This is a genomic window from Pseudomonas sp. LFS044 (genome assembly GCF_047978245.1).
In the GTDB taxonomy this organism is placed as follows: Bacteria; Pseudomonadota; Gammaproteobacteria; order Pseudomonadales; family Pseudomonadaceae; genus Aquipseudomonas.
This window is the reverse complement of sequence record NZ_JBFPFX010000013.1, coordinates 106,324-120,919: the sequence shown is the minus strand read 5'-3', so window position 1 is coordinate 120,919 and position 14,596 is coordinate 106,324. Positions and strand designations below refer to the sequence as shown.

The window sequence follows — 14,596 nt, the reverse complement described above, 5'->3', positions numbered from 1 at the left end:
GGACGGATCGTCCTCTCAGGGTAGTTGAGCCTGATGGTTAAAGTGCTGGCCCTGTCGCCGGTACGGACGATCAGCTAGCCGGCAGGTGTTTCGGTCAAGGCCTGCCACATCGAAGGCCCGCCCGCCGACTTGGCAATTGCCGCCAGGCGCTCGGCATGCGCCTCCAGCTCCTCGGCATTGGCCATGATCACCCGCCCTGGCGCACGCCCGGTAATGCGGCGAATCTCGCTGCCACCGCTGCCCTGACCATCGTTGTCACCGTCCTGCCCGTTGCCCGCCAGCGAAAGGCTGGTCTGGCCACCGGTCATCGCCAAGTAGACGTCGGCCAACAATTCCGAGTCGAGCAATGCGCCGTGCAGCTCACGGCCGGAGTTGTCGATGTCGTAACGTTTGCACAGCGCGTCGAGGCTGTTGCGCTGGCCGGGGTGGCGGGCACGCGCCAGCAGCAAGGTATCGAGAATGGTGCAGTGCTGCGAAATGTCGGCGCGGTCGCGCTGCCCCAGCAAGGCGAATTCGTTGTTGATGAAGCCGACGTCGAACGCCGCGTTGTGGATGACCAGCGTGGCGCCCTGGATGAATTCGAAGAACTCGTCGGCCACATCGCCGAAACGGGGTTTGCCGATCAGGAAGGCGTCCGTGATGCCGTGGACGTTGATCGCCCCCTCGTCACTCTCGCGGTCCGGCTGCAGGTACACGTGGAAATGCCGACCGGTCAGGCGCCGGCCCATGACTTCCACGCACCCGATCTCGATGATCCGGTGGCCTTCGCTGACCGGCATGCCGGTGGTTTCGGTATCGAGAATGACCAGGCGTTTATCTTGTTGCTGCTGCTCCACGCGGGGCGCTCCGACTTGCATCAGTTACAAAGCCGGGGATTGTACCCCAGCTCAACGCTTGGCGCGCACCTCGTCGACACCACGGTTGGCCAGCTGGTCGGCGCGCTCGTTGCCAGGGTGGCCGATGTGCCCGCGCACCCACTTCCAGGTGACCTTGTGCCGGTTGACCTGCTCATCGAGCTGCTGCCACAGGTCGGCATTCTTCACCGGCTCTTTCGCGGCGGTCTTCCACCCGCGTTTCTTCCAGTTGACCATCCACTCGTTGATGCCCTTCATCACGTACTGCGAGTCGGTGGTCAGCACCACCTCGCATTCGCGCTTCAGCGCCATCAGACCCTGAATCGCAGCCATCAACTCCATGCGGTTGTTGGTGGTTTCGCGCTCGCCGCCCCACAGTTCCTTTTCGACGCCCTTGTAGATCAACAGGACGCCCCAGCCGCCCGGGCCGGGATTGCCCTTGCAGGCACCATCGGTATACAGCTCGACGCTATCGCTCATGTACCACTCATGTTCAGTGCTTTTCGGTGTCAGGGCTTGCCGCAGTGCGGTTGACCTTGGCCAGAGGCAATGGCAGCAACTTGCCCATCGGCTCGCGGCGCTCCAGGCGCAGCGGCCTCAGGCCGACCACCATCTTGCGCGCCACCAGCAGGTAAACACCGCCGCCCGAGCTTTGCCAACCGCCTGCAACCCGTTCCCAGCCCGCCAGGCGTTGTTGCCAGGCCGGCGAGGCAAGCGGCGGACGATAGCACCCGAAGCGGCGTTTCTCCAGCGCGAAGCCCAGCAGGTTGAGCCAGTCGCCCACCCGGGACGGCGAGATGCAGCGGGCCTTGCGCAACGCGCCATGGCTAAAGAAGTGGCGCACGCCCCAGCTGCTCCAGGGGTTGATGCCAACGATCAGCAGGTGGCCACCCGGGCGCACTGCGCTGGCTGCCTCGCGCAGCAGGCCATGGGGCGACAGGCTGAAGTCCAGGCCGTGCTGCAGCACGACCACGTCGGCGGCGTGCTCGCTCAATGGCCAGGCCTGTTCCTCACAGACGATCTCCACCCCTGGCAACGGCGCACCCAGGCGCACGTTGCGCTGCACCTGGGGTGCGCTGGGCGGCGCTTCGGCGCAGGGGCCGTAATGCACCAGGTAACCGCCGAAGAAGCGCCCGAGCTCTTCCTCCAGCAGTTTTTCCTCTTCCTTCAGCATCAGTTGGCCGAGTGGGCCGTTGAACCACTCACGGGCCAGGCTGATCAGTTCGACCCAGTCCGGGTCGGCCTGGGCAAAGGCTTGGTCGGTCATTGCGCTCTCCCTCGAAGGTTCTCGCACCGCGCCATCGCGGCTAAGATGCCCTCATGTGCCACGCTTGGCGATACGGATCCGCACCATGATACAGATCGATGCTCTCCCCGCTTTCTCCGACAACTACATCTGGTTGTTACAGGATACTGCCAAACGACGCTGCGCGGTGGTCGACCCCGGTGATGCCGGCCCGGTGGAAGCCTGGCTGGCCGCCAACCCCGGCTGGGTGCTGGCAGACATCCTGGTGACCCACCATCACCAGGACCATGTCGGCGGTGTGGCACGGCTCAAGCAACTGACCGGTGCCCGCGTCTGCGGCCCGGCCAACGAGCAGATCCCCTGTCGCGACCTGGCCCTGGACGAGGGTGACCAGGTCACGGTGCTGGGCGTGACCTTCCAGGTACTGGCCGTGCCTGGCCACACCTTGGGCCATATCGCCTTCTTCAGCCCGCAGCCTGCCACACCCGTGCTGTTCAGTGGCGACACGCTGTTCGCCGCCGGTTGTGGGCGGATGTTCGAAGGTACGCCGGAGCAAATGCAGCCTGCCCTCGCCCGCCTGGCGGCGCTGCCTGAACAGACCGAAGTGTACTGCGCCCACGAATACACCTTGAGCAACCTGCGCTTCGCCAAGGCTGTCGAACCGCAAAACCCACACGTTCAGCAACGTTTCGAGGACGTTACCCGGTTGCGCGCCGACAATCGCATCACCTTGCCATCAACCATAGGCCTGGAACGGCTGACCAACCCCTTTTTGCGTACCTCTGAAACATTAGTTAAACAAAAAGCAGACGAATGGAAGGGACGTTCAAACGACACGCAGGTCACTGTTTTTGCTGCCTTGAGGTCTTGGAAGGACAGCTTCTGATAACCTGAAGATATATCGCAAAGTGCCACGGAAGGTTGACCCGGCTGGATGCGGTTCCTAGAATCGCCGAAATTTTTTGCCCGGATACCTGTCCCAGCCGATGTCTTCCCGTAGCCGCAGAACCTCTCATTCAGTCGCCTTGACGCGCCTGGCCCAAATCAGTGCGCTGGCGCTGGCCGCCACCCTGGTGGGCTGCCAGAGCACCCGTCAGCTCGACGAATCCGACAGTGTTCGCGCACACAGCTACCAGGCGCGGATCAAGCACAAGCCAGCCCCGCTCGCGGTGAAACCCGTCGAGCAGGCGCCACAGGATGTGTGGGAACGCATGCGCCAGGGCTTCGCGCTGCAGGACAGCATCGACGTCAACCCGCGCATCGAGCAGCAGCGCCTGTGGTTCGCCAGCAACCCGACCTTCATCGAAAGCGCAGGCGAACGCGGCAGCCTCTACCTGCATTACATCGTCGAGCGTCTCGAAGAGCGCAACATGCCGCTGGAGCTGGCGCTGTTGCCCGCCATCGAAAGCGCCTACAACCCGATGGCCTACTCCCGCGCAAGCGCCGCAGGCATGTGGCAGTTCATGCCCGCGACCGGCCGCCACTTCAACCTGCGCCAGACCAATTTCTACGACGGCCGCCGCGACGTCACCGCGTCGACCAATGCCGCGCTGGACTACCTGACGCGCCTGCACGACATGTTCAACGGCGACTGGCTGCTGGCCCTGGCCGCTTACAACGCCGGGGAAGGCACCGTCAGCCGGGCCATCGAGCGCAACGAGAAGCTCGGCCTGCCGACCGACTACTGGAACCTGCCCCTGCCGCAGGAAACCCGCGACTACGTGCCCAAGCTGCTGGCCCTGTCGCAGGTGGTGTCGACCCCCGAGGCCTATGGCGTAAACCTCAACCCGATCGCCAACGAACCCTACTTTGAAGCCGTCGCCATCAACGACCGCCTCGACCTGTCGCGGGTCGCCGCCTTCGCCAACATCGACGAAGACGAGCTGATCCAGCTCAACCCGGCGTTCAAGAAGCGCATGACCGTGGACGGCCCCAAGCAACTGCTGGTGCCGACCGCCAAGGCGCAACTGCTGTCCGCCAGCCTGTCCAACCTTAAGCCAGAACAACTGGTCAGCCTGCAGCCGAACAAGGCCGTGTTCGCCCGCGCCGTGGCCGAAGGCAAGGCGCCGGCAACCGCGCGCAGCTACCGGGTGAAGCGTGGCGACAACCTGAGCACCATCGCCAAGGCCAACCGCGTGTCGGTCAAGGACATCCAGCGCTGGAACAAGCTGCCGGGTAACCGCGTGAAGGCCGGCCAGGTGCTGGCATTGCGCGGCGGCAATGCGCCGAGTGCAGCGGGTAACCGCGTCGCAGCGTCCTCGAAGCGCTCGACCCAGTACAAGGTGCGCAAGGGTGACTCACTGTATTTGGTGGCAAAACGTTTCAATGTCGAAATGCAACACCTCAAGCGCTGGAATCCGCGCAGCGGGCATGCGCTGAAGCCAGGCCAGACCCTGACCGTCTACCTGTCGCATTGATGCAAACCTGGGGCCGCTCCGCGCCCCATTCGCGGGGCAAGCCCGCGAATGGGCTGCAAGGCAGCCCCTGATGTCCCACCTGGCACACCCTTTTTCCAACCCCGCCAAGCTGTTACTGTACGCCGACCAAAGCCCAACGCCTCTGGATCGGATGCCGACTTGATACGTCCCCTCCTGCTGTCACTCAGCCTGGCCTTGAGCTTTCCCGCAGCCGCGATGGTGAGCGAAAGCCACGGATACGCGCAGTTCGGCACGCTCAAGTACCCAGCCACATTCACCCACTTCGATTGGGTCAACCCGCAAGCGCCCAAAGGCGGTACCTTGCGGGCCATGGCATTCGGCACGTTCGACACGCTCAACCCCTACACCTTCAAGGGCTCCAGCCCGGTCACCACGCCGAATTTCTTGCAGTACGGCATCAGCGAGCTGAACGAGACGCTGATGGTGGGCACCGGCCAGTACGACCCTTCAGGTGACGAACCTACTTCCAGCTACGGCCTGATCGCGCGCTCGGTGGAGTACAGCGAGGACCGCAGCTGGGTGGTGTTCAATCTGCGCCCGGAAGCCCGCTGGCATGACGGCCAGCCGATCACTTCGGCGGACGTGGCCTTTTCCTACCGCACCTTGCTCAAGGAAGGCCACCCGATCTACCGCACCAACCTGCAGGAAGTACAGCGCGTCGACATCCTCAGCCCACTGCGCATCCGCTTCGTCTTCAAGCGCGCTGGTAACCCGCTGCTGATCCTGCGCCTGGGTGAAATGCCCGTGCTGCCCAAGCACTATTGGCAAGGCCGCGACTTCCAGGCCACCACCTTCGAGCCACCACTGGGCAGCGGCCCCTACCGCATCATCCAGGTGCAACCAGGCCGGCGCCTGGTGTTCGAGCGGGTGAAGCGCTACTGGGGCAAAGACCTGGCAGTGAACCGCGGTAAATACAACTTCAACCGCGTCGAGTACGAGTTCTACCGTGACGCTACTGTGGCGTTCGAAGCCTTCAAGGCCGGCGAGTTCGACATTTATATCGAGCACCAGGCGAAGAACTGGGCCAACGGGTACAACTTCCCGGCCGTGCGCCGTGGCGAAGTGATCAAGGCCCAGATCCCTCACCGCATCCCGACCCAGACCCAGGGCCTGTTCATGAACAGCCGCCGGGCCACCTTCAGCGACAGCCGGGTGCGTCAGGCGCTGGGCCTGATGCTCGATTTCGAGTGGACCAACCGCGCCCTGTTCAGCAGTGCCTACCGCCGCTCGACCAGCTATTACCCCAACAGCGAGTTTGCGGCCGCAGGCTTGCCGACGGGCAAGGAGTGGCTGCTGCTGGCGCCGCTGCGCGACCAGTTGCCAGCAAAGCTGTTCACCCAGCCCTACCAGGTGAGCCACACCGATGGGCGCGGCATCAGCCGCCGAACCCTGCGCCAGGCTTTGGGCTTGCTCAATCAGGCCGGCTGGAATCTCGACGGCCAACGCCTGGTAGACAAGAACGGCAAGCAGCTGCGCATGGAGCTGCTGCTGGTGAACCCTAACCTCGAACGCATTCTGCAGCCTTATGTCGAAAACCTGGCCAGCATCGGCATCGACGCCCATTTGCGCACCGTCGACCGTGCCCAGTACAAACAACGCCTGGACCAGTTCGACTTCGACATGATCCTGATGACCCTGAGCCAGACCCTGAGCCCCGGCCTCGAACAGTGGCTGTACTTCCACTCAAGCCAGGCCGCGACGAAAGGCAGCAAGAACTATGCTGGGGTCAAGGACCCGGTGGTCGACCACCTGCTCGACACCTTGCTCGCCGCGCGCACCCGCGACGACCAGGTCGCCGCCGCCCGCGCCCTGGACCGCGTGCTTTCATGGCAGTACTACATGATCCCCAACTGGTATCTCGACAATCACCGCCTGGCCTACCGCAACCGGTTCGGCTTCGTCACCACGCCGCCCTACACCCTCGGGCTGAACACCTGGTGGCTAAAGACTTCGGAGAAAGCCCAATGATGCCCAGCAACCGCCTGCGCCAGCTGGCAGGCAGCCTGTTGCTCGCCTGCCTGAGCCTGCCGGCCCTGGCCGCACCGCAACACGCACTGACCCTCTACGATGAACCGCCGAAGTACCCAGCCAGCTTCGCGCATTTCGACTACGTGAACCCCGATGCGCCCAAGGGCGGCACCTTCCGTCAGTCCAGCTTCGGCGGGTTCGACAGCCTCAACCCGTTCATCAACAAGGGCGTCGCCGCCGAAAACGTCAGCGCCATCTACGACACCCTGATGCGCCAGAGCCTGGACGAGCCGTTCACCGAGTACGGCTTGGTGGCCGGCAAGATCGAAAAGGCCCCGGACAACAGCTGGGTGCGCTTCTACCTGCGCCCCGAGGCACGTTTCCACGACGGCCACCCCATGCGCGCCGATGACGTGGTATTCACCTTCAACGCCCTGATCAAGGACGGCGCACCGCTGTACCGGCAGTACTACGGCGACGTCGCCGAAGTGGTTGCCGAAGACCCGCTGCGCGTGCTGTTCAAGTTCAAGCACAGCAACAACCGCGAACTGCCGCTGATCCTCGGTCAACTGCCTGTGCTGCCCAAGCACTGGTATGAAGGCCGCGATTTCAACCGCGGCAACCTGGAGATCCCGCTGGGCAGCGGCCCGTACAAGATCACCGAGGTCAAGGCCGGCCGTTCGATCCGTTACGAACGGGTCAAGGACTACTGGGCAAAGGACCTGCCGATCAACCGTGGCCAGTTCAATTTCGATGCCATGACCTTCGACTCCTACCGCGACAACACCGTCGCCCTCGAGGCGCTCAAGGCCGGCCAGTACGACTACGGCCTGGAGGTCAGTGCAAAAAACTGGGCCACTGCGTACAACGTGCCGGCGGTACGTGACGGCCGCCTGATCAAGGAAGAACTGCCCAACGGCAACCCCACCGGCATGCAGGGTTTCATTTTCAACCTGCGCAAGCCGGTGTTCCAGGACATCCGCGTGCGCCAGGCGCTGAGCCTGCTGCTGGACTTCGAGTGGACCAACAAGCAACTGTTCAACGGCGCCTACACCCGCACCGGCAGCTACTTTGAAAACTCCGACATGGCCGCCAGGGCCCTGCCCTCCCCAGACGAACTGAGAATCCTCGAACCGCTGCGCGGCAAGGTGCCCGAGCAGGTGTTCAGCGAGGCCTTCCACAACCCGGTCACCGACGGCAGCGGCATGATCCGCGAGCAGCAGCGCCAGGCTTACAAATTGCTGCAGGACGCCGGCTGGAAGATCGTCAACGACAAGATGGTCGACAAGGACGGCAAGCCGGTCGCCATCGAGTTTCTGCTGGCCCAGACGGAGTTCGAGCGCATCCTGTTGCCGTTCAAGCGCAACCTGGCTGACCTGGGCATCGACCTGAACATCCGCCGTGTCGACGTTTCGCAATACATCACACGCCTGCGTTCACGCGACTTCGACATGATCGTCGGTGGTTATCCGCAGTCCAACTCGCCCGGTAACGAACAGCGCGAGTTCTGGTCCAGCGTGGCGGCAGACAACCCCGGCAGCCGCAACTTCATGGGCCTGCGCGACCCGGCCATCGACCAACTGGTCGAGCAACTGATCAACGCCGACTCGCGCCAGAGCCTGATCAACCACTGCCGCGCCCTCGACCGCGTGCTGCTGTGGGGCTACTACGTGATCCCCAACTGGCACATCAAGACCTGGCGCGTGGCCTACTGGAACCATATCGGCCACCCCAAGGTTTCGCCCAAATACGACGTCGGCATCGACACCTGGTGGATCAAGCCAGGGGTCACGCCTGCCGTGACCGAAGCGCCCGTGGAAGAGGCCAACTGACATGCTGGCCTACATCCTGCGCCGCCTGCTGCTGATCATCCCGACCCTGTTCGGCATCCTGGTCATCAACTTCATCATCGTTCAGGCCGCCCCCGGGGGCCCGGTGGAACAGATGATCGCCAAACTCGAAGGCTTCGAAGGCGCCACCAGCCGCATTGCCGGTGGCGGCGCCGAGGTGGCCGTGGCCGGTTCCAACTACCGCGGCGCCCAGGGGCTTGACCCGGCCTTGATCGCCGAAATCGAGCGCATGTACGGCTTCGACAAGTCGCCGCCCGAGCGCTTGTGGATCATGGTCAAGAACTACGCCCAGCTGGACTTCGGCGACAGCTTCTTTCGCGATGCCAAGGTCATCGACCTGATCATGGAGAAGATGCCCGTGTCGATCTCGCTGGGGCTGTGGAGCACATTGATCATGTACCTGGTGTCGATCCCGCTGGGGATCGCCAAGGCGGTGCGTCACGGCAGCCATTTCGACGTCTGGACCAGCTCGGCAATCATCGTCGGCTACGCCATCCCCGCGTTCCTGTTCGCCATCCTGCTGATCGTGCTGTTCGCCGGTGGCAGTTACTTCGACTGGTTCCCGCTGCGCGGGTTGACCTCGAACAACTTCGACGAGCTGTCTACCACCGGCAAGGTGCTCGACTACTTCTGGCACCTGGTACTGCCCATCACCGCACTGGTGATCGGCAACTTCGCCACCATGACCCTGCTGACCAAGAACAGCTTCCTCGACGAGATCAACAAGCAGTACGTGGTCACCGCCAAGGCCAAGGGCCTGAGCCGCCCGCGCGTGCTCTACGGCCACGTGTTCCGCAACGCCATGCTGCTGGTGATCGCCGGCTTCCCCTCGGCGTTCATCGGCATCTTCTTCACAGGCTCCTTGCTGATCGAAGTGATCTTCTCCCTCGACGGCCTGGGCCTGATGAGTTTTGAAGCCGCGATCAACCGCGACTACCCGGTGGTGTTCGGCACCCTGTTCATCTTCACCCTGCTGGGGCTCGTGGTGAAACTGATCGGCGACCTCACCTACACCCTGGTCGATCCGCGCATCGACTTTGCCAGCCGGGAGCACTGACATGGCCTTGTCCCCTCTCAATCGTCGGCGCTTCGAGCGCTTCAAGGCCAACCGCCGGGGCTGGTGGTCGCTGTGGCTGTTCCTGATCCTGTTCGGCCTGAGCCTGGGCGCCGAGCTGATCGCCAACGACAAACCGATTGCCGTGCGCTACGACGGCGAGTGGTACTTCCCAGCCTTCAAGCGCTACCCGGAAACCACCTTCGGTGGCGAATTCCCGTTGGAGGCCAACTACAAGAGCCCCTACATCCGCGAACTGCTGGCCAAAAAGGACAGCTTCGTGCTGTGGGCGCCGATCCCGTTCAGCTACCAGAGCATCAACTACGACCTGCGCGTGCCCGCCCCTGCTCCGCCCTCGGCGGACAACCTGCTGGGCACCGACGACCAGGGCCGCGACGTGCTGGCGCGGGTGATTTACGGCTTCCGCATCTCGGTGCTGTTCGCCCTCACCCTGACCCTGCTCAGCTCCGTTGTCGGCGTGATTGCCGGCGCACTGCAAGGCTTCTACGGTGGCTGGGTAGACCTGGTCGGCCAGCGCTTTCTGGAGATATGGTCCGGTTTGCCGGTGCTGTACCTGCTGATCATCCTGGCCAGCTTCGTACAGCCCAACTTCTGGTGGTTGCTGGGCATCATGCTGCTGTTCTCGTGGATGAGCCTGGTGGACGTGGTGCGCGCCGAGTTCCTGCGCGGGCGCAACCTCGAATACGTGCGCGCCGCCCGCGCCCTGGGCATGCGCAATGGCGCGATCATGTACCGGCACATCCTGCCCAACGCGATGATCTCGACCATGACCTTCATGCCGTTCATTCTCACCGGCGCCATCGGCACCCTCACTGCCCTGGACTTCCTCGGCTTCGGCCTGCCACCCGGCGCGCCGTCGCTGGGCGAGCTGGTCGCCCAGGGCAAGTCCAACCTGCAGGCGCCGTGGCTGGGCATCAGCGCCTTCGCCGTGCTGGCGATCATGTTGAGCCTGCTGGTATTCATCGGCGAGTCCGCCCGCGATGCCTTCGACCCGAGGAAGTGAAATGAGTGAACAGAACCTGATCGAAGTGCGCGACCTGGCGGTGGAATTCGTTACCGGCGACCAGGTCAACCGCGTGGTCGACGGCATCAGCTTCGATATCCGCAAGGGTGAAACGTTGGCGCTGGTGGGCGAAAGCGGCTCGGGCAAGTCCGTGACTGCCCACTCGATTCTGCGCCTGCTGCCCTACCCGTTGGCTCGCCACCCAAGCGGCACCATCGGCTATGAGGGCAAGGACCTGCTGCAGCAAGGCGAAAAAGCCATGCAGCGCATTCGCGGCAACCGCATTGCGATGATCTTCCAGGAGCCGATGACCTCGCTGAACCCGCTGCACTGCATCGAAAAGCAGATCAACGAAATTCTTCTGATACACAAAGGCCTTACCGGCAAAGAGGCCACGGCGCGCACGCTGGAGCTGCTGGAACTGGTAGGCATTCCAGAGCCGCGCAAGCGCCTGAAGGCCTTGCCCCACGAGCTGTCCGGCGGGCAGCGCCAGCGGGTGATGATTGCCATGGCGCTGGCCAACGAGCCGGAGCTGCTGATTGCCGATGAACCGACCACGGCCCTCGACGTGACCGTGCAGTTGAAGATCCTGGACCTGCTCAAGGAACTGCAGGCGCGGCTGGGCATGGCGCTGCTGCTGATCAGCCATGACCTCAACCTGGTGCGGCGCATTGCCCACCGGGTGTGCGTGATGCAGCGCGGCAAGATTGTCGAGGAGGCCGATTGCGCAACCTTGTTCAGCGCGCCGCAGCACCATTACACGCAGATGCTGATCAATGCCGAACCCAGCGGTGGGCCTGCGCACAACCCTGTGGGGGCACCGCTGCTGGAGGTGACTGACCTGAAGGTGTGGTTCCCGATCAAGAAAGGGTTGCTGCGGCGCACGGTCGACCACGTAAAAGCGGTGGACGGGATCAACTTCAGCTTGCCGCAAGGGCAGACGCTGGGGATTGTCGGTGAGTCCGGGTCGGGCAAGTCGACGCTGGGGTTGGCGATCTTGCGCTTGATCTCAAGCCAGGGTGGCATCCGCTTCCACGGGCAGTCACTCGAAGGGTTGAACCAGAAGGAAGTACGGCCTCTGCGCCGGGAGATGCAGGTGGTGTTTCAGGACCCGTTTGGCAGCCTGAGCCCACGGATGTGTGTGGCAGATATCGTTGGCGAGGGGCTGCGCATCCACAAGATCGGCACCGCCGAAGAACAGGAAGCGGCGATTATCGCCGCGCTGGAGGAAGTGGGACTGGACCCGCGTACCCGCCACCGTTACCCCCATGAGTTTTCCGGTGGCCAGCGCCAACGTATCGCCATTGCCCGAGCACTGGTGTTGAAGCCCGCATTGATTCTGCTGGATGAACCGACCTCGGCGCTGGACCGGACGGTACAGCGCCAAGTCGTGGAGTTGCTGCGCAATCTTCAGCAAAAGTACAACCTGACGTATCTGTTCATCAGCCATGACCTGGCGGTGGTCAAGGCGTTGAGTCATCAGCTTATGGTGATCAAGCACGGGCATGTGGTGGAACAGGGAGACGCGCAGGCCATCTTCCATGAGCCCCAGCATCCGTACACCCGCAAACTGCTGGAAGCCGCGTTCCTCAAGGTAGAGGCGGTCGGCACCCAGCAATAGTTTGCAAAAGCCTACCTTGCAAGCCCTGTAGGAGCGGGCTTGCCCGCGATCACGGGCAAGCCCGTGCCATTCGACTCAGCCTGACCACTTGAAATCTCAGCAACAGAAACTCGACGGGTTGATCTGCCAGGTGTCAGAAATCAATCGTGCCCGAGAACTTCACCAAGCGCGGATCGCCCTGGGTCATGTAACCGCCATTGGCCGAGGCCCAGTAGTTCTTGTCGGTGAGGTTTTCAACGTTCACCCGCAGCGTCAGGTCTTTCTCGGCGAGCTTCAGCTTGTACCGGGCGCCGGCGTCGAAGCGGTTCCAGGTCGGCAGGCTGAGGTTGTTGGCGGCGTCGACGTACTGGCCGCCGGTGCGCAACATCCGAGCGTTGAGCGCCAGGCCAGGGACGCCGGGCACATCCCAGTCCACGCTGGCGTTCAGCTGGAAGGTCGGCACGCCGATGGCGTGGTTGCCGTCGTTGGTACCGTTCAGGGTCTTCTTCTGCTCAGACGTCATGCGCGTACCGCCCGCCATCAGGCGCAGGCCTTCGATGGGTTCGCCATACACACTCAGCTCCAGGCCTTTGTTGACCTGCTCGCCATCGCGGATATAGGTGTTGCCCAAGGTATAGCCATCCGACGGCTTTTCGATGCGGAACACCGCCAGGTTCGCGCCATAGGTCTGCTTGTCGAGCTTGATGCCCGCCTCGAGCTGCTTGGTGCGACCGGGTGGGAACATCTGACCCGCGTTGACGGTGTTGGCCGGCGCGGTCGGGCCCTGGGCCAGGCCCTCGATCCGGTTCGCGTACAACGAGATGCTGTCGGTCGCCTTGAACACGATGCCATAGACCGGTGTAGTGACGCCTTTTTCGTAGGGGTCGCCATTGCGGCTGCCGTCATTGGCGGGGTTGGCGACGCCGTTGGATGTAGTGCCGTCATACAAGTAGTTTTCTACTCGCAATTGCTGGCGGCGCACGCCGTAGGTCAGCAGCAGTCGGTCGTCGAACATACCGACCGTGTCGGAAACGGCAATGCTGCGGTTACGGGTTTTGCCGGTCACACCCGGGTCACCCATCTCGCCACCCGTGATACTCACATCCGTCGGTTTCGTCAGCGCCACCGGGTTGTAGATATTGGTGTTGCCGGCGGTGGAGCGATAGAAGGTGTAGGCGTTTTTCTGCTGCGTCCACAGGGTTGTGGCGCCCACTGCGATCTGATGGCTGAAGGGGCCGGTCTGCAGGCGGCCATTGAGACCGGCGCTGAAACTGGTGTTGTCCTCACCGTGAACGATATCCGACCCGGAGAGCGTGGCCAGGCCGCTATTGCCGACCAGCACTGGCGTGCCGTAGGTACCGTGCTCGCGGGTATGCCGGGCGCCGCCGGCCAGGTAGGCGGTCCAGCTGTCGTTCAAGTCCCATTCGCCACGGGCCATGCCGAAGGTGTCTTCCGACTCGCTGTAGGTCCAATCCTGGCCGTAGTTGCGGCTGGCGTCTGGCGCCGTCGGCACTTTGCTGGCTGTGCCCGGGCGCACCGAGTTACGCAGGTGGTTGATGCGCTGCTTCTGGTAGCCGACGTCGGTCGAAACACGGAAGCCGTCGCCTCGGTAGTCGAGGCCGGCAGTGAACAGCTTGGTGCGCTGGTCCTGGTCATCGACGGCAGTTTCGCCTTCGCGCTGGCTCAGGTTGAGGCGTGCGCCAAAGCGGTTGTCTTCGCCAAAGCGCTGGCCGATGTCCAGGTGCTCGCCGATGCGCCCATCAGAGCTGATGTCCTGGGTGTAGCGGCGGGTCGGGACGTCGTCGGCGCGCTTGGGTTGCAGGTTGACGTTACCGCCCAGGCCGGTGCCGGTCGGGCTCACACCGTTGAGAAAGGCATTGGGGCCCTTGAACACCTCGACACGCTCCACACCGTCGGTGGACATGATCTGGCGCGGCAGAATGCCGTACAGCCCATTGAACGAAATGTCGTCCCCGGCCAGCGGCAGGCCACGAATCACGAAGACCTTGGCCTGGTTACCGAAACCATACGACTCGCGCACTGACGGGTCATTGGCCAGTACATCGCCGATGTCCTCGGCCTGCTGATCCTCAATTACCTTTGACGTGTAGCTGGTCATGGTGAACGGGACATCCATGTTGTCCTGGTTGCCCAACACCCCCATCTGCCCACCCCGTGCGACCTGGCCACCGGCAAATGCCTCCGGCAGCGCATTGGGGCTGGGCTTCACGGCATCGGCGTTGACGTCGGTGGCTTCGAGCTGGATCGGTTCGCCAGCGTGCGCCATCAACGTTACGGAACAGCAGAGCGCCAGCAAGGCTGGGCGTGATGGAAAGCGAGACGCCATCGTTCGAATCCTGACAGGGAGTAGGGAGTAGGAGTGAGGGCGTAAATGTTAATGCTTCGCAAATACAAACATCAACCTGCAATGCGGCCAAATGCCATGTACTGGACAAGTGGCGCCTGAAGCCTTCACCGGACGAGCATGCTAAAGCGCTGGCGACAACGCGTATTGGAGCGATGTGCTCTGCCGGGGGAGTTGCTCCCCCGGCGCTTTGCAGG

General features: G+C 63.1%; 11 protein-coding genes. 7 read left to right on the top strand and 4 right to left on the bottom strand.

What is annotated here, in order from left to right; all coding sequences use genetic code 11:
* Positions 1–74 precede the first annotated feature (74 nt).
* From dnaQ to ACNQPL_RS13405, 3 genes are all read right to left on the bottom strand, one after another.
* Positions 75–779 carry a DNA polymerase III subunit epsilon gene (dnaQ, locus tag ACNQPL_RS13415; protein ID WP_387531428.1) on the bottom strand — a complete coding sequence of 235 codons (705 nt, stop codon included), beginning with the start codon at positions 777–779 and terminating at the stop codon, positions 75–77.
* 108 nt (positions 780–887) lie between these two features.
* Entirely contained in the window at positions 888–1,334 is a 447-nt protein-coding gene (gene rnhA, locus ACNQPL_RS13410) for a ribonuclease HI (protein WP_012315304.1), read from the bottom strand.
* Between the two features lie 13 nt (positions 1,335–1,347).
* Complete coding sequence (locus tag ACNQPL_RS13405; protein ID WP_346615104.1) at positions 1,348–2,121, bottom strand: class I SAM-dependent methyltransferase; 774 nt, start codon at positions 2,119–2,121, stop codon at positions 1,348–1,350.
* Between the two features lie 85 nt (positions 2,122–2,206).
* On the opposite strand from ACNQPL_RS13405, the gene gloB reads away from it, so the two are divergent.
* From gloB to ACNQPL_RS13370, 7 genes are all read left to right on the top strand, one after another.
* A complete protein-coding gene (gloB, locus tag ACNQPL_RS13400; RefSeq protein WP_416467002.1) occupies positions 2,207–2,986 on the top strand; it encodes a hydroxyacylglutathione hydrolase in 780 nt (259 codons plus the stop codon).
* 100 nt (positions 2,987–3,086) lie between these two features.
* Positions 3,087–4,517, top strand: coding sequence for a lytic transglycosylase domain-containing protein (locus tag ACNQPL_RS13395; protein WP_346615106.1), 1,431 nt, complete (start codon positions 3,087–3,089; stop codon positions 4,515–4,517).
* A gap of 159 nt (positions 4,518–4,676) precedes the next feature.
* A complete protein-coding gene (locus tag ACNQPL_RS13390; protein ID WP_416467001.1) occupies positions 4,677–6,506 on the top strand; it encodes an extracellular solute-binding protein in 1,830 nt (609 codons plus the stop codon).
* The gene (locus tag ACNQPL_RS13385) at positions 6,503–8,338 is read left to right on the top strand and encodes an extracellular solute-binding protein (RefSeq protein WP_416467000.1); all 1,836 of its coding nucleotides are present in this window, start codon (positions 6,503–6,505) and stop codon (positions 8,336–8,338) included. The genes ACNQPL_RS13390 and ACNQPL_RS13385 overlap by 4 nt, the downstream gene beginning before the upstream one ends.
* Position 8,339: 1 nt before the next feature.
* Complete coding sequence (locus ACNQPL_RS13380; RefSeq protein WP_387531258.1) at positions 8,340–9,413, top strand: microcin C ABC transporter permease YejB; 1,074 nt, start codon at positions 8,340–8,342, stop codon at positions 9,411–9,413.
* A 1-nt stretch (position 9,414) separates the two neighbouring features.
* Positions 9,415–10,434, top strand: coding sequence for an ABC transporter permease (locus ACNQPL_RS13375; protein ID WP_416466999.1), 1,020 nt, complete (start codon positions 9,415–9,417; stop codon positions 10,432–10,434).
* A 1-nt stretch (position 10,435) separates the two neighbouring features.
* Positions 10,436–12,055, top strand: a complete 1,620-nt coding sequence (locus ACNQPL_RS13370; protein WP_416466998.1) for an ABC transporter ATP-binding protein — start codon at positions 10,436–10,438, stop codon at positions 12,053–12,055.
* Positions 12,056–12,188: 133 nt separating this feature from the next.
* Here the strand turns inward: ACNQPL_RS13370 and ACNQPL_RS13365 are convergent, their stop codons facing one another.
* Positions 12,189–14,381 (bottom strand): TonB-dependent siderophore receptor, encoded by a 2,193-nt coding sequence (locus ACNQPL_RS13365; protein WP_346615112.1) that lies wholly within the window; start codon positions 14,379–14,381, stop codon positions 12,189–12,191.
* Between the last annotated feature and the right edge of the window lie 215 nt (positions 14,382–14,596).